This is a genomic window from Pedobacter sp., assembly GCF_965249885.1.
Taxonomy (GTDB): Bacteria; Bacteroidota; Bacteroidia; order Sphingobacteriales; family Sphingobacteriaceae; genus Pedobacter.
Window position 1 is genome coordinate 1,984,764 of the sequence record NZ_OZ252254.1, and the last position, 21,820, is coordinate 2,006,583.

The 21,820-nt window shown below is 38.5% G+C and carries 14 protein-coding genes and 1 tRNA gene; 9 read left to right on the plus strand and 6 right to left on the minus strand.

The features are described 5' to 3' along the window. Positions 1 to 2 precede the first annotated feature (2 nt). From ACY2A0_RS08415 to ACY2A0_RS08425, 3 genes are all read left to right on the plus strand, one after another. Entirely contained in the window at positions 3 to 2,312 is a 2,310-nt protein-coding gene (locus ACY2A0_RS08415) for a hypothetical protein (RefSeq protein ID WP_461791330.1), read from the plus strand. 778 nt (positions 2,313 to 3,090) lie between these two features. Further along, positions 3,091 to 6,246 (plus strand): SusC/RagA family TonB-linked outer membrane protein, encoded by a 3,156-nt coding sequence (locus tag ACY2A0_RS08420; RefSeq protein ID WP_461791331.1) that lies wholly within the window; start codon positions 3,091 to 3,093, stop codon positions 6,244 to 6,246. 4 nt (positions 6,247 to 6,250) lie between these two features. After that, complete coding sequence (locus tag ACY2A0_RS08425) at positions 6,251 to 7,720, plus strand: SusD/RagB family nutrient-binding outer membrane lipoprotein (RefSeq protein ID WP_461789112.1); 1,470 nt, start codon at positions 6,251 to 6,253, stop codon at positions 7,718 to 7,720. Positions 7,721 to 7,901: 181 nt separating this feature from the next. Here the strand turns inward: ACY2A0_RS08425 and ACY2A0_RS08430 are convergent, their stop codons facing one another. After that, positions 7,902 to 8,072: a hypothetical protein gene (locus tag ACY2A0_RS08430; protein ID WP_461789113.1), complete on the minus strand. Its 171-nt coding sequence runs from the start codon at positions 8,070 to 8,072 to the stop codon at positions 7,902 to 7,904. A 101-nt stretch (positions 8,073 to 8,173) separates the two neighbouring features. Here ACY2A0_RS08430 and ACY2A0_RS08435 point away from each other — a divergent pair, with 101 nt between their 5' ends. Both ACY2A0_RS08435 and ACY2A0_RS08440 read left to right on the plus strand, forming a co-directional pair. Next, positions 8,174 to 11,413 (plus strand): SusC/RagA family TonB-linked outer membrane protein, encoded by a 3,240-nt coding sequence (locus ACY2A0_RS08435; RefSeq protein WP_461791332.1) that lies wholly within the window; start codon positions 8,174 to 8,176, stop codon positions 11,411 to 11,413. Between the two features lie 25 nt (positions 11,414 to 11,438). Continuing rightward, a complete protein-coding gene (locus tag ACY2A0_RS08440; protein WP_461789115.1) occupies positions 11,439 to 12,875 on the plus strand; it encodes a SusD/RagB family nutrient-binding outer membrane lipoprotein in 1,437 nt (478 codons plus the stop codon). A 303-nt stretch (positions 12,876 to 13,178) separates the two neighbouring features. Here the strand turns inward: ACY2A0_RS08440 and ACY2A0_RS08445 are convergent, their stop codons facing one another. The 4 genes from ACY2A0_RS08445 to ACY2A0_RS08460 all read right to left on the minus strand — a co-directional run bounded on the left by ACY2A0_RS08445 (position 13,179) and on the right by ACY2A0_RS08460 (position 15,241). Next, positions 13,179 to 13,586: a DoxX family protein gene (locus ACY2A0_RS08445; RefSeq protein WP_461789116.1), complete on the minus strand. Its 408-nt coding sequence runs from the start codon at positions 13,584 to 13,586 to the stop codon at positions 13,179 to 13,181. An 83-nt stretch (positions 13,587 to 13,669) separates the two neighbouring features. Further along, positions 13,670 to 14,011: a HepT-like ribonuclease domain-containing protein gene (locus ACY2A0_RS08450; protein ID WP_461789117.1), complete on the minus strand. Its 342-nt coding sequence runs from the start codon at positions 14,009 to 14,011 to the stop codon at positions 13,670 to 13,672. Further along, positions 14,004 to 14,294 carry a nucleotidyltransferase family protein gene (locus ACY2A0_RS08455; RefSeq protein ID WP_461789118.1) on the minus strand — a complete coding sequence of 97 codons (291 nt, stop codon included), beginning with the start codon at positions 14,292 to 14,294 and terminating at the stop codon, positions 14,004 to 14,006. Before ACY2A0_RS08455 ends, ACY2A0_RS08450 begins: the two co-directional genes overlap by 8 nt. A gap of 47 nt (positions 14,295 to 14,341) precedes the next feature. Continuing rightward, positions 14,342 to 15,241: a S66 peptidase family protein gene (locus ACY2A0_RS08460; RefSeq protein ID WP_461789119.1), complete on the minus strand. Its 900-nt coding sequence runs from the start codon at positions 15,239 to 15,241 to the stop codon at positions 14,342 to 14,344. 39 nt (positions 15,242 to 15,280) lie between these two features. On the opposite strand from ACY2A0_RS08460, the gene metG reads away from it, so the two are divergent. Further along, positions 15,281 to 17,389, plus strand: coding sequence for a methionine--tRNA ligase (gene metG, locus ACY2A0_RS08465; protein WP_461789120.1), 2,109 nt, complete (start codon positions 15,281 to 15,283; stop codon positions 17,387 to 17,389). A gap of 215 nt (positions 17,390 to 17,604) precedes the next feature. Beyond that, positions 17,605 to 18,894 carry a mechanosensitive ion channel family protein gene (locus tag ACY2A0_RS08470; protein WP_461789121.1) on the plus strand — a complete coding sequence of 430 codons (1,290 nt, stop codon included), beginning with the start codon at positions 17,605 to 17,607 and terminating at the stop codon, positions 18,892 to 18,894. Here the strand turns inward: ACY2A0_RS08470 and ACY2A0_RS08475 are convergent. Continuing rightward, positions 18,891 to 19,088, minus strand: coding sequence for a hypothetical protein (locus tag ACY2A0_RS08475; protein ID WP_461789122.1), 198 nt, complete (start codon positions 19,086 to 19,088; stop codon positions 18,891 to 18,893). The genes ACY2A0_RS08470 and ACY2A0_RS08475 overlap by 4 nt on opposite strands. A 157-nt stretch (positions 19,089 to 19,245) precedes the next feature. Between ACY2A0_RS08475 and ACY2A0_RS08480 the strand changes: the two genes are divergently transcribed. Then, positions 19,246 to 19,317: transfer RNA gene (locus ACY2A0_RS08480), tRNA-Arg, on the plus strand. A gap of 138 nt (positions 19,318 to 19,455) precedes the next feature. After that, on the plus strand, positions 19,456 to 21,426 hold the full coding sequence (locus tag ACY2A0_RS08485; RefSeq protein WP_461791333.1) for a DUF2075 domain-containing protein: 1,971 nt from the start codon (positions 19,456 to 19,458) through the stop codon (positions 21,424 to 21,426). Positions 21,427 to 21,820 lie beyond the last annotated feature (394 nt).

Consider the following 21,820-nt stretch of genomic DNA (forward strand, 5'->3'; position numbering starts at 1 on the left):
AAATGTTGAAAAAAATCGTTAGTCTGAGTTTACTTTTATCTGTTTTGACATTATCGGTCAAAGCGCAGTTACCAACTAAATTGGTTGATAAATTTGAAAAAGAAAAAGTAATTATTAATGACAAAATTTACGCTCATGTAAATAAATCTGCCTATTGGGTAGGGGAAACCGTTTGGTTTAAAATTTATAACTTTAGTAACCTTACAAAACAATTAAGCAATCTTAGTAAGGTGGCTTACGTAGAAATCTTAGATGATCACCAACAGCCAAAAGTGCAGGTGATGGTTTCTTTAGAAAACGGACTAGGCAAGGGGATGCTGGTATTGCCAAGCAGTTTGGAAACTGGCAGGTATAGCATCAGAGCCTATACTAATTTGATGAAAAATGCTGGAGAAAGTGGTTTTTTTCAGCAGTCGCTAGATATTACTAACCCTAACAACTTAAAGTGGGCATTAAGCGAAAATAAGGTTGATTTCTACCCTGAAGGTGGACACTTGATTGAAAATCTGAAAAGTAAGATTGCAGTTAGGGTAACGAATAATGGGATGGGCTTGCGTATAAAAGGCGCTATAGTTAACTCAAAAAATGATACTGTAGCCGTAGTTAAGACTTCGGAAAGTGGCATAGGAACATTTGAGTTACAGCCTAAAAGTAATGAGAATTACAAGTTCGTAGCAGGAATATCAAAGGACATAATCGTAAAGAATTTACCCCCAGCTCAAACAGCTGGTTATGCTATAAAACTTTCAGAAAGCGAACGTTATTGGGATATTTCAGTTTCTGCGAATAAATCAGACGGAAAAGTTTTCGTGGTTATCCACAACGAAAATAAAATTGAAAATGTATCTGAATTCCACGCTGCGAACGGGAAGCTCGACTTTAATTTTGAGAAAAATAGCGTAGAAAGTGGTTTACACAATTTGGTAATTTTAGATAACAGTGGGAAAACTTTAGCGAAGAGAATATTTTTTAAGCCATTTGGTAAAGGTTTAGCTTTAAACGCAACGGTATCTAAACCGGTGTATAAACAACGTCAAAAAATTGATTTAACGATTTCCACTTCTTCTATTGATGTTGTGAAAAAAGACCTAAATGAACCCCTGTATGGTTCGATTTCGGTGTACAAAATAGATCAATTTTATAACGAAATAAATGATCCAAATCTTTCATGGTTAGCCCTAAAGAGTTTCGGAAACGGAACAATAGATCTAGCGGAAACAGATGCAGCTACTATGGATGATTTTTTATTGACTCAAGATTGGAAAACCTATACTTGGAGTGAAAACTCGGTGACAATGAAATTTTTGCCAGAACACAATGGTAACTTGATACAAGGGAAAATAAGTTCAGGTCTGGATAGAGGTAGAACACTTTATTTAAGTTCCACGAAAAACCCAGCAACATTCTACCAAACTAAAACAGATTCTTCGGGTAATTTTATATTTAATCCCGGAAAATTATTTGGAAAACATGAATTGATCATACAGACTGACTATAGTAAAGATTCCACAACCCAAATTTCGATAAACAACCCATTTTACGAGGGAAATAGTCAAAGTAAATCGCGTGTAGCTGCTCCACTCACTTTTACAAAACCGGGCGATCAGTTGCAGGCTTCCGTTTTCGCAAATCAGGTTGAAAAAGCTTATGGACAAACCCCGTACTTATTTGTTCCAAATCAAATTGATACTAATATGTTCTACGGGAGTCCAGATAAAACTTATGTATTATCAGACTATACTAAGTTTAATACATTGGAAGATGTTTTAAGGGAATATGTTTCAGAAATAACGCTAATAAAAAGACAAAAGGGATTTAGTTTAAAGATAGTAGGCGGCGATGAGTACTTAAAAGACAATCCTTTAGTTCTTTATGATGGCATACCTTATTTCGACCTCGATAAAATGTTGCTTACCAATCCAGATGATATATTTAAATTAGATATAGTTAAAAGTAAGTATCACTATAACGGAGAAACCTATGACGGCATACTTCATTTTAGAAGTAAAAAGGCCAATATTTCTGATTATTATTTGAGCCGGAATGCCATGGTAGTTGATTATGAAGGACTGCAGGACGAGGTTAAATTTCAAGAGGTTAGGTACGAGAGTGAAGACAGTCGTTTAAATCCAATTCCAAATTACAGAAGCGCATTATATTGGAACCCCGACTTGGTTGTTAAACCGGATAATATCTTTACCACCAGTTTTTTTGCTCCAGATTTAGTCGGAAAGTATAAAGTGGTAATACAAGCGGTTTCAAAAAGCGGCGCTACGTTTTCTAAAATTTTAGAACTAGATGTGGTCAAGTAGTAAGTAGAAGCTACTTTCAGACCTATAAAGATCAAGCAATTCAATTGCAAGAGAAGCGTTAAGTGTGGCAATAGTGGCCAAACATAAGCGATTTTCTAATTCATTAGTTAAATACTTCGGCACTCTTAACTTTCGGGGCAGGATGTGCCTACATCTTTTCGAAGCTGCTTAAAGATGAAGCTTAATAACAGATGCACACCGCCTACAACGTCGAAGCAATTGGATTGGAGAGTTGACCGCCACAGTCACTTTAACAATCGGAAAATCGCAAAAAGAGTTAATACCTCGGAAGTTCCAACTCGATAGATGGCATTTTATGGTTTGCATTTGTGTAGGTGTCAAGTTGCCAAGTCAGTTATCTTTCCCATTTTTTATTTCAGGTGATACGGAACAGTTGCGCCTTCAAAAGAGATGTTCAGCGGCAACTAGTTACAGCACGTAATTTGTTGCTAGAGTATTGCTAGGTTTAATTTAGCCAGTTTTTGGTGGACGCTACTTTGGTTCTGTATAATTTAAATGTTTAGGCGGCTACTTAATACATTTTTGCGGAAAAGGTATTTATTCCAATAATGAATAATCTTTCGCTTTTCTGTCTGTCAATTAAAGCGGCTTCTATGCGGTAAAAACGACTATTGAATCGATTTTTATGAAATGTAACTATCTGTTTTTTAAAACTTTAGGTTGTTTGAAAGTCATTTGAAAACTTGTTTGAGCCGTTAGCTTGTGTCTATCTTGCGTTCATAATTAATTATTAACTAACCTAATTTTTTAAAAACTTATGAAAAAACTTCTACAAAGTTTGTTCATTTTGCTATTTATTGCCACATCGGTAATGGCGCAGAATAGAACAATTACTGGTACGGTTACGTCTAAAGAAGACGGCCTTCCAATACCAGGAGTGAGCGTAAAAGTCAAGGGAACTAATGTTGGCGTGTCTACAGGCGCAAATGGAAAGTTCTCTTTATCAGTACCTGCCTCGGCTACAACACTTGAATTTAGTTCAATTGGATTTGCGACACAGTCAATTACTATCGGCTCGTCCAACGTTCTAAATGTTTCGTTATTAGATAATGCAAATGCATTAAGTGAAGTTGTAGTGACCTCCTTTGGCGTTGAAAGGAGCAAACAATCGCTTGGTTATGGAACCGGTACAGTGACGGCCAGCGAGCTAACTACCGCCAAGGCTTCAAACATAACTAATGCTTTAGGAGCTAAAGTTGCTGGTGTGAGGGTAAACGGAGCCGGCGGAGCTTTTACAGGATCTAGTGTTATTATAAGGGGATTTACAACTTTCACGGGAAGTAATCAACCTCTTTATGTTATCGATGGTGTGCCAATTGACAATGGTGGCGGAGGACAGAATCTACAAACAGGCGCTTCATCATCTAATAGAGCTTCAGATGTCAATGCGGAAGATATCGAGTCTATTTCTGTTTTAAAAGGTGCAGCGGCTACCGTGTTGTATGGTTCTCGAGCAGCTTCTGGTGTAATTTTAATTACTACTAAAAAAGGCACAAAAGGAACTAAAAATAATATAACTATCAGTTCCAGCTATAATGTTGGAGAGGTTAATAGACTGCCAGAATATCAGAATGAATATGCACAAGGCAACAGTGGAGTTTATAATCCAGGTAATATAAATTCTACAGCTGGAGGTTTAGCTTTGGGTGGAGGTACTGGGGCCACAACATCTTGGGGTCCTAAGATTACAGGTCAAACTGTTACTAATTTTTTCGGACAGCCAGAAGTTTTAACTGCTTATCCGGATAATGTTGCTGATATTTTCAAAACAGCTCATAATGCACAAAATAATATAAGTTTTTCCGGTGGTGGAGATAAATCTACATTCCGTTTGTCTTATGGTAATCTAAATGAGACGTATGTTTTGGCAAATAACAGGCTTAACAGGAATAACGTTACTTTTAATGGCTCAACCAAAATAACTGATAAATTAACAGTAGGTACTTCATTTACTTTTACTACAAACAACTCAAAGCGTACTGGTCAAGGCAATCAATTGTCAAATCCGCTTTTTAGAGCTTATTTCACGCCAAGGAGTTACGATTTAACTAATATACCTTTTGAAAATGCAACCGGTCAGCAATTATGGTATGGTGCAGAAGATCATCCTTATTGGACTATAAAGTATAATAAATACAAAGAAGATTTAAATCGTTTCTATGGTAACATCAACGCAAGATATGATATCCTAGATTGGCTACATGCAGATGTTAAAATAGGTTCAGATTTTTACAATAGAAGAAGTAAAAGTTTCGACGAAATAGGAAATCGAGGTGGCGGTTTTACGGGATCTACAGGCCGTTTGGTAGGCGGTATTCTTGATGCTGAGAACGGTGTCAGAAACTTAAACACTTACGCAACAATTACCGGATCTAAAAAATATGGCGATTTTAATGTTTCAGCGACATTAGGTAATGAGATTGTGCAAAACTACTCATATAGCTCTTCTGTAACCGCTTATCAACTTGCTGTTGCAGGCTACGATAATCTTCAGAACGCAACAACCTTTTTCCCCTCTAAAGGCAGTTCTATGTCGCGTTTAGTCGGATATTTCGGAGACTTAGTTGTCGATTATAAAAATTATTTAACCTTGAACATCAAAGCACGTAACGATTATGCTTCGACACTAACTAAAGAAAACAGGTCTATTTTTTATCCAGCGGCAGCCCTTAGCTTTCAAGTTACGGAAGCTTTTCCATCAATCAAAAGTAGTTACGTTAATTTAATTAAAATAAGAGCAAATATTGGTGAAGTAGGAAAAGGAGCACCGGTTTACTCTACTGATACATATTATAGCAAAAGTTCAGCTGGAGACGGTTTCACGACTGGGATCATATTTCCTTATAATGGCTTAACAGCATTTACATTAAATAATGGGGCTGGTCAACCTAATATCACACCAGAGTTTACAAGAGAAATCGAATTCGGTGGTGAGCTAGCATTTTTTAATAATCGCTTAACTATTGACGGCTCGTATTACAACAAGAAAACTAGAAATGTAATTCTTTCTGTACCCGTTTCTGTAACATCTGGTATTTCATCAGTTGTGATGAATGCGGGTAAGCTGTCTACTAAAGGTGTTGAGCTGTTAGTTGGCGGTACCCCGCTTAAAGCAAAAGATTTTTCTTGGGACATTAGTGTAAACTTTACAAAGTATAAGTCAATGGTTGACGAATTGGCACCAGGCGTATCAGTGATAACTTTGGGAGGTTTTGTTACTCCTAATGTGCGGTTAGTAGCTGGAGAAGAGTACGGATCGCTATATGGTAACGCTTACCAAAGAAACGCTCAAGGACAATTACTATTAACTGCCGCAGGTCTGCCTCAAGCCACATCGGGAGTACAAAAGATTGGAAATCCAAATCCAGACTGGACAGCGGGAGTGCAAAGTAATATCAATTACAAAAATTTCAGCTTAAGCGTTTTATTAGATAAGAGACAAGGCGGAGATCAATATTCTAGAAATATAGCCGATGTTCAAAGAAATGGAGTTGCTGCCGAAACGGCTGATCTGCCGAGATACGATGGTGCTGGCGTGCTACAAAATAATCGCATTTTTGATGGAGTTTATGCGTCAAATGGTCAGCCTAACACAACTATGATATCTTCACAGCTTTATTATGGAAATACAGGGAAGTATGTAGCTGCAGAAGGGTTCATTTACGATACAACTTGGTTTAGGATCAGAGAGGCGGCGCTATCATATAAATTACCTAAGTCAGCGCTGGCAAGAACTCCATTCGGAAATGTTGAAGTTGGAGTATTTGGTAGAAACTTATTTCTGCATGCTCCTAATTACCCTCATTTTGATCCTGAGCAAAATGCGTTAGGTGTTTCTAATGCACAAGGTTTAGAATTCAATTCGCTTCCAAATACTAGAACTTACGGTATTAACCTTAGACTAACCTTATAAGAAAATGAAAAAGTTCAAATATACATACATGACTATCATCACGGCTTTAGTTTTAACCACGAGCTCATGTGAGAAGTTCTACGACATTAATAAGGACCCTGATTCCATTATTCAGGCTCCAATGCCTACCATCCTCACTTCCGTAACTGCGAATATTGGTTATTTTATGGGAAGTGATCTTAATAGGTATAGTTCATTGCTCATGCAGCAGTACTCGGGTCAAAGTAATGGTACTTTAAACCAGACTCAAGAGTTTGATAAATATCTAATTACAGGTCAGGATTCAAATAACCTTTTCAGTACAGCTTATGCAGGAATCTTAAGTGATATCGAAAGTATAATTAAAATAGCTACAGAGGAGGGAAGCCCCAATTATTCTGGTGTGGCTAAATTGTTAAAGGCCTATATGTACCAAGTGTTAGTTGACGCCTACGGGGATTTGCCTTATTCTGAAGCAATGAAGCTAACAGCTAACGTAGCGCCAAAATATGATGATGATGAACAGATTTATACGGCTTTGATCAGTTTAATTGATCAAGGTATAAGCGAGGTGAATGCGACCACGTCAAAACAAGTTCCTGGCACAAATTCAACTATATTTCCAGGAAGTTTTACAACCACTCGTACTAACTGGATTAAGTTTGCCAATACTTTAAAACTGAGATTATATCTTCATTATTCTGAAAAAAATTCGACTTTTTTGACTTCTAACATGAATACGCTAATTGGTTCAGGAGCTCAATTTATGACAAGTAATGCGGATAATTTTCAGATGACATTTACAGATATTGCTGGGGGTAGAAACCCAATTGATCAGTTTGAAACAGCTAGAGCAGGTTACTTGGTGGCTGGAAATTTTTTAGTTACATTGATGGATAGCAAAAACGATCCTAGAAGAGCTAGCTATTTTTCTCCATTTACAGCAGCGCCATTTTATAGGGGGGCAGTTGTTGGCGCTGCCAATAACTCTACCTTATACTCGAAATTACATACGTATTTAAGAGGCGCAGTTACTGGAACTGTTTATACTGGTGCTGCTCCTGTTAGAATGTTGACTTATGCAGAATATAATTTCATTAGAGCTGAAGCGGCATTACGTTTCGGTGTCACCGGTGTAGCGCAGACCTTCTTTACTGCTGGTATTACTGCTGCTTTGACGGATGCAGGCGTGTCTGCGACAGATCAGGCAACTTATTTGGCTGCGAACGGTATCTTAACTGGTACAACTGCACAACAATTACAGCAAATCATTGAGCAAAAGTATATCGCCAACTATGGTGTGGTAATGGAATCTTGGAGCGATTGGAGAAGAACGGGCTATCCAGCGATTAGTATTCCTAGTAATGCAGTTATAACATTTACTCCTAGGACGATCTATTATCCTCAATCTGAAGTTGATGCTAACCCTAACATACCAGGTGGTAAGCAAAAAGCATCGTTGGGTGTTAGAACATTTTGGGATACAAGGCCATAGGTGTAGACCATAAAAGAAAGCAAAACGGGGTGAATTAATTCAATTCACCCCGTTTTGCTTTTTGAGCTTACACTAAACCCATCTTCAAACACTTTTATTTAAAATATAAACATAAATGACGGTGACGATAAGTTAGACAAATTTGATATAGAAAAGGATTGATGTTAGTGCTGTAATAACCCTACTTCCCACCCACGCTATACTTACCTAGGCCAATAAAGATCAAACTAAAAAACACAATGCCCAATTCAATTGCCTGCGAAGTACGCTGTTGCAGAGAGTGGTCATAACTTAATGATACGAAGAGGTTCATAGAAATGGATTGTTTAGTTGTTTGTTGTAAACGTCTCATTAACACAACTATAAGTTGTTTAAAAGTGCACAAAAAACTAGTGTAACAAAAATCTTGTACATATCTTGCGCAAAAAAATAATAACAACTATCAAAACACCTATGAAAAAAATTCTACAAACTTTGCTCATTTTTTGTGCTGTAATAACTACTGCTTTTGCTCAAGAGCATACAGTAATAGGAACAGTAACATCAAGTGAAGATAACTTGCCTATAGCTGGTGCCGTCGTAAGAGTAAAAGATGGGTCAGCCACTACAACAACAGATGTAAATGGCAAATTTTCCATTAAAGTACCTTCAAATGGGAAGTCGTTGGTAATTTCTTACAGCGGCTTTGGCACAAAAGAAATAAAACTTGATGGAACTACCGTTAACGTTGCATTGGCTCTAGATTCGGAAATATTAGATGAGGTGACCATTTATGGGGCCTATGGTACAAAACAAACAACTAGATCGACCGTAGCAAATAATCAATCGATATCTGGAGAAAAGTTAAATGTGATAAGGGCTACAAACTTAAACAACGCATTGGCGGGAAAAGTGGCAGGTATCCAAGTTAGAAGCCAGTCAGCCGCTGCATTGGGTCGAAATACTAATCTCAGAATTAGAGGCGCCAGTGGATTCAGTACAGGAAACAATCCAATATATGTGGTGGACGGAACTATTTTGCCAAATGCAGATGACATCAACTTAGATGATATTGAAGATGTTTCGGTATTACAGGCTCCATCAGCTGTCGCATTATTGGGGCCTCAGGCTTTAGATGGAGCAATTTTAATCACTACCAAAAAAGGTAAAAAAAGCGATGGCGCTGGAGTTTTCCTCAATTTAGGAGCTACTATTGATAATGTTTACCTGCTTCCAAGCTATCAAAATGAATATGCCGGCGGTAGCAGTGCAGATTTGATAAAATATAGCTGGCAATCAACAGATCCTGTAGAGTGGAAAGCTTTGGATGGAAAGTATTACCACAATTATAGTGATGATGTCAGTTGGGGCCCTCGCATGGTTGGTCAAGAATATATTCCTTGGTATGCATGGTATGGAGGAACGAAGTATTCTTATAAAACAGCGCTGTTAACTCCCCAGCCAAATAATATTAAGGACTATTACCAAACAAGTATAGTATTAAATAATACCGTTTCTTATCGTACCGGAGGCGATAGATATAACTTCGCATTATCATACGGCGATCAGTACACTAAAGGTGTATCCCCACGTACCAGCTTGAAGAAAAATACTTTAAACCTGAATGCAACGTATGATATTTCGAAAAAATTAACCTTAAATGCTAATGTCAATTACATTAAGACAATATTAAAAGGTGAGATCAATGATAGCTATAACAATCAAAACACTGGCTTATTTAACCAATGGTTTCATAGAGATTTGGATATGCGAATTATGAAAGAGCTTAGAGGCTTAACGATACCAGGAGTTGATAATTCAATGATTTATGCAAGCTGGAATCATAAAGACCCAACCGCCTTTGATGCCGCAGATCCGAAAGGATTTTATGCTGCAAACTATTGGTACAACCCTTATACTTATGTCGATTTGGTTGATAAAGTTACCCGACAAGATCGTTTGTACGGAAATATCGCATTAACCTATAAGATAAGTAAAGATTTTCAACTTACCGGAACGTATCGGAAACAGCAAAATACTTCCTATGGCGAAGATAAATATAGTTCGAAATTATACGACAGTGGAATACAAACAATTGATTTCAATGAAAGGACCAAAGGATATTACGCTAGTAATAATGCTTACGAAATCCGAGAAAACTATGAGTTTTTAGGAAACTATGCTAAGAAAATAGAAGATTTTAACGTTGACGCAACCGTAGGCACTGATATATTTAAACAAGAATCGAAAAATTTTAATGTACGGACAAAAGATGGTTTAATCGTTCCTGATTTATTTACAGTTGACAATTCTAAGGATACACCTATAAATGATTACGAAAGGTTTTTAAACAAATATAGGGCTTTTTTTGCCAGAGCTGCTTTTGGATTCAAAAACTATTTGTTCATAGAAAGCTCTGTGCGCAATGACTTGTTCTCAACTTTACCAATTGACCATAATAGAGTAACATCGAAATCAATTGGAGCTTCAGTCGTGTTTAGCGATTTATTACCAAAGAAAAGTTTCTCATGGTTATCGTTAGGTAAGTTGAGAGTATCGTGGGGAGAGGTTCCACAATCGATAGGTACTTATCAGTACCCAGGCTCGGTCTATAAGGCTTTGCCATTGAAGTGGAACGGGAACTTGTTAATGACTAGCCCTCAAGAGTTGGTAGATCCAGACATTAGAGGTGCCGTTGCTACAAGAAAAGAGATAGGATTAGATTTGAAATTCTTCAACTATAAATTTGGAGTTTCTGCTACTTATTGGGATGCAACTGAGCGTAACTTCCCCACCACCATTCCTGTTAACCCGGCATCTGGATTTAACTCGATATTGACAAACATTGGGCAGATTAACAAAAAAGGATTAGAGTTGCAGATAGCAGCACAACCGCTAGAACTACCAAGCGTTATGTGGAACATCTCTGCTACTTATGGAAATTTGTTAGATAACAGGGTAGTGGAAATTAGTAAAAAATATAACGTTACCAGCACATTTTCAGGGGCTGGTTCAATTGGTATAGGTGTGTTTCATGAAGAAGGTAAGCCGTGGGGCCAAATTTATGGCAGTGGAAAGAAAAGGAATGCAGATGGGATTCCGTTATTAGACGCTAATGGCCATTTTATTAATGATCCAAATGTTTCCTTTGGTAGTGTTCTCCCACGGCATACCGGTGGTGTACAGAACTCAATCGTGATTTTTAAAGACTTTGAGCTAAATGCGAACATTGATTGGCAAATTGGAGGTAAATTCTTTTCATTATCCAGCATGTTTGGGTCTAATAGTGGTATAACAGCTCGCACAGCAGCCGTTAATGATAAAGGATTCTCTGTTAGAGATGCTGTGGCTAATGGTGGAGGGGTTAAGGTAACAGGAGTCGATGCAACAACAGGTTTGCCAGTTGAATATTATGTAGAGGCGAAAGATTATTATCAAAGCCTTTACAACTCTATGATTTACGATGATTATATCTATGATTTAACCTTTATCAAATTGCGTGAGCTCTCATTAGGATATCGAATTCCTGTTAAGAAATTAAATAAAGATAAGTGGATCCAAAGTGCTACAATCTCCTTGGTAGCTAGAAACCCATTATTAATCTATGCTAAAACAAAAGATTTTGATCCGTCGGAAATTTCAGATACCATTGGAGAAATTGCGCAATTACCTGGAACACGTGGCTTCGGTTTTAACTTAAAAGTGGGTTTTTAACAACAATTATTTAATACAAGGTGATATGAAAAAGATATATTTATACACGTTTATAAGTTTATTGTTAACTGGCGGTTTTGGGTGCAGTAAACTTGAGGATTTTGGGGATACCAATCGAAATCCTAACGCTACTACCCAGGCAAACGTGGGGGCATTATTGGCTAATAGCCTTTCACAGTTAGGAGAGTATGCTTTCGACGTTAAAGGGGGATGTTATGCACAGTATTTTTCAGAAACGCAAAGCCCAAGCGCTTCAATATACGCTTTGCAACAACTAGATTTTTATGAAGACTATATGGGTGCGTTGCGGGATCTACAAAGTATCATCACAGAAAACAAGAGCAATAACCAAAACAACGTTGCGATAATTGTTCAACAATATGTTTTCTGGATAATTACTGACCGTTGGGGAGATGTCCCATATAGCCAAGCGCTTAAAGGCATTGCTGTAACTTCCCCTCCCTACGATAAGCAAGAAGATATTTATAAAGGGATGATCAATGCTTTAACAAAAGCTGTTTCGAGTTTTGATAACTCTACGATAACGGGTGATATCATCTACAATGGCAATGTTGCATCTTGGAAAAGATTAGCCAACGCTATGAGAATGTTGATGTCGCTTCAACTATCTAAGCGATATCCTGGAGCTTCTGAGTATGCCGCAACGCAATTTAAATTAGCTTTAAATGATCCAAATGGCTATATTTCAACCAACGAACAAAACTTTAAGTTGACAGCCGCCCCAGGTTTTAAAAGTAAGTACTTCGCCATTTATGATAGCCATTTAGATTTTGCAGAAAGTAAAACAATGACAGATCTTTTAGTTAATACTTTAGGTAATGATTTAAGACAAAATGCATTTGGTGGAGCCTCAGAAGAGAGCGGAAGTACTGCATCTTCAGATTTAGGTGTTCCTTACGGCGTATCTAGCTTTGATGCTATCACTTTTACCAACGAAAATTTAACTTGGGCTAGGGTATTAAGGGGTGATTTACGTACCATATCGTCTCCAGTGTATATAGTAACAGCTGCACAAGTTACGTTAGCTAGAGCTGAGGCTGCAAATTTAGGATGGACGTCTGAAAATTTAGCAGATACGTATCAGGAAGGCATTATACTTTCTCATGAACAGTGGGGTGTAGGCATGCCGTCGTCGGCGTATCTAAGTCAGGCTGATGTTATGCTTGATGCCGTTGGAACGGCCGTTAATACAAAAAATATTGCTTTACAACGTTACATAGCGAGCTATCCAGATGGATTGCAAGGCTGGAACATATGGCGAAAAACTGGTTTCCCGATCTTAATACCTGCACCCGCGGCTGCTAATACATCGGGGCAAATACCTAGAAGGCACACCTACACTTTGCTAGAATATAGGAACAACAAAGCAAATGTAAACGCGGCAGTCGCCCGCCTAGCTGGTGGCGATACACAAGATGCTAGAGTTTGGTGGGATCAATAAAATTTAATTAAACAATACATGTAGATATTTATTGTCGTAACAATCGTATTATGTTGATTAGTATCGAAAATTAATTTATGGTTTTCACTCGATAAAAATCCGTTCTTGAGAGTAACGATGCCATTTAAGCGAATGTTTTAGCTCCCTGCAATTTAGTAGAAATTCATCCTTTCTCTCGATTACAATTAAGAAACGTGTAGCTTACCATCTTGGCGTCTTTATCTACAAAATAACTGAAGGCCTTTTTTTAGACGTGAAGTAGGGTTCATACACTTTGCCGAGCACTTTGCTAAAAGTGTCACCCTACTTCCCATCCACGCTATACTTGCCTGGGCCAATAAAGATCAAACTAAAAAATACAATGCCCAATTCAATTGCGTGAGAAGCGCCCATAATGCCTTCGCCCTTATTGATATGCACAAGAGCGGCAATAATCATAGTAAACGTAAGCAGCATATTAACTGGGCGGAAAAATAGCCCCAATAAAAGTAGGAAACCGCCTAAACCTTCGGCAATGGCAGCCATAAAGCCCCAAAAGGCTGGCAAGAAATTAATACCAATTACGCCCATACTTCCGCCTAGTCCAGCCCAGTTATCTGGGCCGCCCATGATTTTAGGAAGTCCGTGGAACATCATCATGGCACCTACGCCAACTCTTAAAATTAATAAGCCGGTATTCCTGTATTTGCCTAAGTTATCGAGGATTGCCATATGCTAAATGTATTTAAATGTTACTTTTTTTTCAACTGTTAATAATACGGATTTACCCAAAACCATTACTTTGTTATACTAAGCTATTTTGCTTTAATCATTGTTTCAAGCGATTCCATTAGGTCGTCTATGTACGTCGTGATGATATTCCAAACAATAGCGTAATCAATCCCAAAATAATCATGCACAATTCTGTTGCGAAACCCTCTAATTCTTTTCCATTCGATTTCGGGATTGCTACTTCTAAAATCGTCATCTATACGGTTGGCTGCTTCGCCAATTATTTCAAAATTCCTAACCACAGCATCAACAGTTTTGTTGTCCGCGATAAACGAATCATAATTGAGGCCAGCGGTATATTGCTTAATTTTTTGTGCAGATTGCAACATATCGTCCAATAGTAGTAACGTATCTCTTTTAGACATAAATTAAATCTGGAGCAATAGATTCTAGATATTTTTCTTTAATACCTTGCTTTGAAACGATTTCGACTTTCATCCCCACAATATCCTCCAATTCTTCTGCTAAATCAATAAATCTTATACCAATATTATCAGAAAATTCAACAAGGAGATCTAAATCACTAGAGGTGTTTTGTTCTGCACGGGAATAAGATCCAAAAATAGCCATTGATTTAAGAGGGTACTTGCGAAATAGCCTGTTTTTATGGATGTTTAAAGTGCTTTTTATTTCTTGCAGTGTTCTCATCTTAGCTTTAGCAAATTTTTACTATTAGAAATAGCTATATTATAAAATTACAAATATTTTAGCTCAATCTGTTTGTTTTTTGCTGTTAATAATACGGATTTACCCAAAACCATCGCTCTGTTATCGTCGATATGGCCCGATGGAAAGCCAAAGCAAACCGGATAATCGTATTGCTTTACCTGCTCCCAAATTACCTCTTCTGGCGTTTGCCCAAAATAAATGCTTTCTTCCCCTAATTCGTTGAAAGCACCAACGATTAAGCCTTTTAAATTAGCTAATTTACCTTTACGCTGCAAGGTTCTTAGCATTCTATCAATGGCATATTCATGCTCTCCCACATCCTCGATGAACAAGATCTTACCGTCAAAATCCATTTCCGAAACCGAACCCTCCACAGCCAACAACAAGGTTAAATTGCCGCCCACCAATACGCCTTCAACAGCGCCATCCCTCCCGCTTACTTCGCTTTCGTAACTGTAGGTGTCATTCTCGCCAAAAAGTGCTTTTCTCAAGCTCTCCAAAGCTTGTGGCGTGCTATCCTCAAAGGTATATGGCATTTGCCCGTGAATGCTTTGTGTTTCAAACTGTGCAAAAACGTGAGATAACAAAATAGTAATGTCACTAAAGCCAACCAGCCATTTAGGATTGGCATTAAATGCAGAGAAATCCAGTTCGTCAATAATTCGGATGGTGCCATAACCGCCACGACCAGCGATAATGGCTTTGATGGAAGGATCGTCCAAAAATTGTTGGATGTCCTTAGCCCTTAATTCATCTGATCCCGAAAACTGGTGGTAAGAGGCTGTCACGGTTTCTCCAGATACTACTTCAAGTCCCCAACTTTCTAAAATCTCAATTCCTCTGTCAATGGGTTTTGGAAGTTTCTTCGCCGGACAAACAATTGCTATTTTATCTCCCTTTTTTAAATATGGTGGCTGCTTAATCATTTTGAAAACACTTATCTTTGCCAAAATAAATAAATAGTTTTGGATAATAGTAAATTTAAAAGATATACCGTAACGGCTGCTTTGCCGTACACCAATGGTCCCGTGCATATTGGCCACTTAGCTGGCGTATATTTGCCTGCTGATACTTATGTACGTTATCTGCGATCTAACAAAAGAGAAGTTAAATTTATTTGCGGATCAGATGAGAACGGTGTTCCGATAACTTTAAAGGCTAAAAAAGAGGGGATTACTCCGCAACAAGTGGTAGATAAATACCATAAAATTATTGGCGATTCTTTCAGGGACTTTGGGATTTCTTTTGACATTTACCATCGTACGTCATCTTTAACGCACCATCAAACTGCCGAAGATTTTTTTGAGAAATTATATAAAGACGGTGTTTTTACCGAAGAGGTAACCGAGCAATATTACGACGAAAAAGCACAAACTTTTTTGGCGGATAGGTACATCACTGGTACTTGCCCTAAGTGTGGTAACGAAAATGCCTACGGCGATCAGTGTGAAAGCTGCGGCAGTACGTTAAATGCTACTGATTTGATCAATCCAAAATCAACACTTTCTGGTGAGCCTCCAGTAATGCGTGAAACCAAGAACTGGTTTTTGCCGCTGGATCAGTATGAAGACAAATTAAGGGCTTATATCGAAAGCCACAAAGAATGGCGACCTAATGTGTACGGGCAATGCCAAAGCTGGCTAAATGCCGGTTTGCAGCCAAGAGCAATGACCAGAGATTTGGATTGGGGCGTTAAAGTCCCTGTGAAAGGAGCAGATGGCAAGGTGCTTTATGTTTGGTTCGATGCACCCATTGGTTATATCTCGGCAACAAAAGAATTGGCTAATTATGCTAGGTTAGACGTATGGAATCCCAAAGCGGAGGAGTACTACATCAGCCAAAATAAAGTAGATAAATTTGATTACGAGGATTACTGGAAAAACGAAGAAGCGAAACTGGTTCACTTCATCGGGAAGGATAACATTGTGTTTCATTGTATCATTTTCCCAGCAATGTTAATGGCGCATGGCGATTTTATCCTAGCTGAAAATGTTCCCGCAAATGAGTTTTTGAATTTGGAGGGGCAAAAAATATCGACCTCTAAAAACTGGGCGGTATGGTTAAACGAATACTTGGAGGATTTTAAAGACAAGCAAGATGTACTGCGTTATGTGTTAACCGCAACTGCACCCGAAACTAAAGATAACGACTTTACTTGGAAAGATTTTCAGGCTAGAAATAACAACGAGCTAGTAGCCATATTAGGAAACTTTGTAAATAGGGTTACCGTACTTACCCATAAATATTTCGATGGTAAAGTACCCACTTGTATGGAACTAACTGATGTAGATAAAGCGGTAATGGAAGAGCTGAAGGCTTATCCAGCTAAAATCAGCGCATCTATAGAAAATTACCGATTTAGGGAGGCTTTAACCGAGGTGATGAATGTTGCAAGGCTAGGTAACAAGTATTTGGCCGACACGGAGCCTTGGAAACTGATTAAAACCGATGAAGATAGGGTACGTACCATTTTGCATTTGGCTTTACAAATTGCCGCTAATCTTAAAATATTAATTGAACCGTTTTTACCATTTACCGCAGATAAATTACAACAAATGTTGAATTATGGTGGGCATACTTGGGAAGATGCGGGAAACACCAACCTCTTAAAACGTGGTCACGAATTGAACGAGCCAGTGTTGTTGTTCGCTAAAATTGAAGATGCAGAAGTGCAGGCACAAGTTGATAAATTGAACAATAGCAAGGCATTAAACGAAGCTGCAAACGCAACCATCGCTCCAGCAAAAGAAAATGTAACTTTTGAGCAGTTCGGCGCTATGGATATTCGCGTGGCTACGATTATTGCCGCCGAAAAAGTGGAGAAAACGAAGAAGCTATTGAAGCTTACTTTAGATACCGGGTTGGATCAACGTACCGTAGTTTCTGGAATTGCGGAACACTATAAACCGGAAGATATTATTGGACAGCAAGTAAGTTTGTTGGCTAACTTGGCGCCAAGGGAAATCAAAGGGATTGTTTCGCAGGGAATGATTTTAATGGCAGAGGATGCGCAAGGGAAGCTAAGTTTTGTGAGTCCTACGCAGGCTAGTACCAACGGTGGGGTAGTGAGGTAAATATGCACCGCAATATAGAAACAGCCCATTGCTTATGCAGTCGGCTGTTTTTTTAATAGCCCTCTCTGCCCGTTGGATATCTCTCCCAAAGGGAGAGAATTAGCGACTTTACTTACTCTCCCCTTGGGAGAGATGGCGTAGCCAGAGAGGGTTCTTCACGCATGTGTTGGCAAGTCTTTCACTAATTACTCTCAAAAGTGTTATATTGCCACCATATGGAATTAAACAATCACTTGCGAGATTTCAGTCGTGCCAGTTTACAGTTCTTTAAAAATTTGGGCATGTCGGCCGATACGGCTGAAGTGGTTAATGCGCTGGTGTTACTCGTTTTGGCTGTTAGTGTTACTTACATCATTTACTATGTGGTAAGGCGAATCCTCAGGCTGCTCATGCTGCAAACCATCCGTAAAACGGATATCCAATTTTTCAAATTTCTACTAGAACATAAAGCGCCGCACTATTTGTCGCTAATAGCGCCACTAATTGTACTTTATATCACCATCCCGATCGTTTTTCACGATTATCCCCAAATCCATAAACTGCTGTTAGGCCTTTGTGATATCTATTTGGTGTTGGTAGTCATTTGGGTAGTGATGGCCATTATCAAAGCTGGTGGCGATTTGCTCAAGGAACGACCTGGCTTTAGAGGTAAGCCCATCGATAGTTATTTGCAGGTGATCCGGATATTATTGTATCTGTTTGGTACGGTAGTGCTGTTTTCCAACCTTACCGGAAAATCTCCAGTAGCCTTTTTTACGGCTATGGGTGCTATATCAGCTGTATTGTTGTTAATGTTTAAGGATACTATTATGGGCTTTGTGGCAAGTATCCAAGTAACTACCAACGATATTGTGCGCATTGGCGATTGGATTACCATGCCCAAATATGGTGCAGATGGTGATATTTTGGAGATCAACCTTACCACGGTGAAGGTGCAAAACTTCGACAAAACCATAACAACCATTCCTACGTATTCGCTCATTTCTGACTCGTTCCAAAACTGGCGTGGAATGCGGCAGTCTGGCGGACGAAGGATCAAAAGGGCAATCAACATCAAGCAATCAAGCATTCGTTTCTTAAAAGACGAGGAATTGCCGCAATTTGAGCAAATCCAATTGATCAGCTCGTACATCCAACACCGCCAAAAAGATATTGAGAGGCACAACCTCCGAACCAATGCGGATAAAAGCCTGCTCATTAACGGTCGAAACCTTACCAATGCTGGTTTGTTTCGCAAGTACATTGACAGTTATATCTCTAGCCACTCGGGCACCAATAAAAACATGAACATTATGGTAAGGCAGTTGGCTCCCACGGCGCAAGGCTTGCCTATTGAGGTGTATGTATTTGCCAATACCATTGTTTGGGCAGAGTATGAGCACATCATGGCCGATATTTTTGACCATTTAATTGCTGCGGCACCCTATTTTGGCTTGCAAATTTACGAAGCCGAAGGTGTGGGCGATTTAAAAAGTGTGCAAATGCGAAGTGCTGAAAACAGTTAATCCTCTTTAATGGGCGATAATCTGCTTGGGAAATCTTCATCAGCGGAAATATGAACTACTGTAGGTTTTGATTTCCTAATCAGGTTAATACCTAAAAAACCAAAGGCGCATGCCGATATCACTAGTATAAATGCTACGATGAGCAGGGCTATGATTAAACTCTTGGAAAACCTGTCGGTATCATTGGCAATCATGATAGCTGTGCTAACAATCCTTATTATTAATATGACGAGTGGTACCGTCAAAATCAAAGATAAAATGAGCAATCGCACACCAAATATTTTCTCATATCTTAAATATACATTATTTACGTTTTTAAGGAAACATAAATTATATTTGCGCCTACAAGCAGGCCCGGTAGTTCAACGGATAGAATAGGTGTTTCCTAAACACTAGATAGCAGTTCGATTCTGCTCTGGGCTACTTTACAAAGCATCAATCAGTTAATGGTTGGTGCTTTTTTGTTTGCTTATAAGAAGAAGGTGAAGTTATTTGTAGATACCGATGGAATGTTTTAGCTTAGTCAGTTAAGTACAACTAAACTAAATAACATCGTAAACGATGAAAAGAAGTTATTATCAAAATGCGATAGATGCATTTAGAATAGACGATGTAAATTCCGTTTTTGGAAAACTAGCAAAGAATCATCAGCATGAACTTGAAGACCAGCAAAAAAAAGCTTGGTTAAAACAAATTGAAATTTTAAAATATAGTCTCACAGATATTCAAGGAAATATTTATTTTGAATTTTCTATTCCGAGAATCGGAAAGCGGGTAGACAACATTTTAATAGTCGGAAATTTTATTTTGGTAGTTGAGTTTAAAATAGGGGAAATTCTGTATACGAAAGAAGCCCAGCACCAAACGATAGATTACTGCTTGGACTTACTGAATTTCCATGAAGGTAGCCACAATAAGGTAATCGTTCCAATTTTAATCTCGACAAAAGGACCAGATGTAATTAACGACATTCCAAAAGCAATAGGATTAGATAGTTGTATTCTTTGCAATGTAAATACTTTTGGAAGTACTCTTAGAGATATTTTAACGACGTATAATCCTACTCAGAACATTAATGCCGCAGAGTGGGCGACTAGTGCATACAAACCCACGCCTACAATTATTGAAGCAGCGCAAGCACTATACAAAGGCCACAATGTTCAAGATATTTCTAGAAGTGATTCCGGCGCAATAAATCTTTCACGAACGACAGAAGCAATCAATAGTATTATTGAGATCACTAAAGCGAAAAGGCAAAAGTCAATTTGTTTGCTGACTGGAGTGCCAGGAGCAGGAAAAACACTTGCGGGTTTGAATATTGCAAATGAAAGACTAAAAGCAGATGAATCAGAACATTCTGTTTTTCTTTCGGGAAATGGGCCATTGGTTGAAGTTATGCGGGAAGCTTTAACACGAGACTCCGTTTTAACAGCAAAACAAACTGGTGATAGACTTAAGCGAACAGACGCCGAGCGGAAATCAAAAGCATTTATTCAAAATATCCATCACTTCAGAGATGATAACTTAAGGACACATAAAGCGCCTATAGAAAAAGTTGTAGTTTTTGATGAAGCTCAAAGGGCTTGGCAAAAAGAACAGGTTTCAAAATTTATGAAAACCAAGAAAGGTATTGAAGATTTTGAAATGTCCGAGCCTGAATATTTGATTAGTGTGATGGATCGTCATGAAGACTGGTGCACGATTGTTTGTTTGATTGGTGGCGGACAGGAAATCAATACTGGAGAAGCGGGGACATCAGAGTGGATTGAATCGTTAAAGCAAAGTTATTCGGATTGGGAAATTTACTATTCAGAAAAAATTCTTGATGAGAGAGCCATGTATTTGAATGACGCAGAGCTCTTGAACTGGCTTCAAAATAATGGAACTAAAGTCAGTGATTTGCATTTAGCTGTTTCTGTGCGTTCATTTAGAAGTGAAAAAGTTGCTCTATTCGTACAATATGTTTTAGAAAATAAAAGTGAAGACGCTAAATATTTGTACAATTCATTCAAAGAGAACTATCCAATTTTTTTAACCAGAGACTTAAATTTAGCAAGAAGTTGGCTAAAGCATAAAGCTAAGGGAACAGAAAGGACTGGTATTGTAGCAAGTTCAGGAGGAAAAAGATTGCGTGCACTTGGATTAGACGTTAAAAACGAAATTGAACCTGCAAAATGGTTTCTGAATGATAAGTATGATGTTCGTTCATCATTTTACTTAGAAAATGTAGCTACGGAATTTGACGTACAAGGCCTAGAAATTGATTTCACCTGTGTAGCGTGGGATATCAATTTATATCATAGTAACGGCAAGTGGAATTACCAGAGTTTTAAAGGTTCAAAATGGCAAAATATTAGTCAAAATACTGCAAAGAACTATCTATTGAATTCATACCGCGTTCTACTGACAAGAGCTAGGCAAGGAATGATAGTGTTAGTACCCGATGTTGATGGAACAGATGAGACACGACCAAAGGACTTATATGATAGCACTTTCGAGTATTTTAGAAGATGTGGGTTGACGGTAATATAGCATTAATGCTGGAGTCTTAATCTAGGTTTTGATCCGCATCGTAGCAGCAGCGACAACCGGGGGGTGTCTTTTCGCGAACCAGCGAATTTTTCTATTACCCCCCCAACAAACAAACCCGCCCTGCCATGCGTTAACCTTTAAACACAATCTCATGGCAAAGAAAAAAGAAAAAGACCCTTGTTGGAGCGGTTACGAGCAAGCGGGCACGAAGAAGAAAAACGGCAAAACGGTACCTAACTGCATCAAGTCTGATACGAAATCAAAGAAATAAAACGGCCTTGTAGGTATCAGGAATACTTATTTAAGCCGCCGTCGCGGTCTTTTAACCCGTCGTTGCGCTTCCAGACTGCGCCGTTGGCATCCAGAAGCGCAAATTTCCGCTTTTGGACTGCAA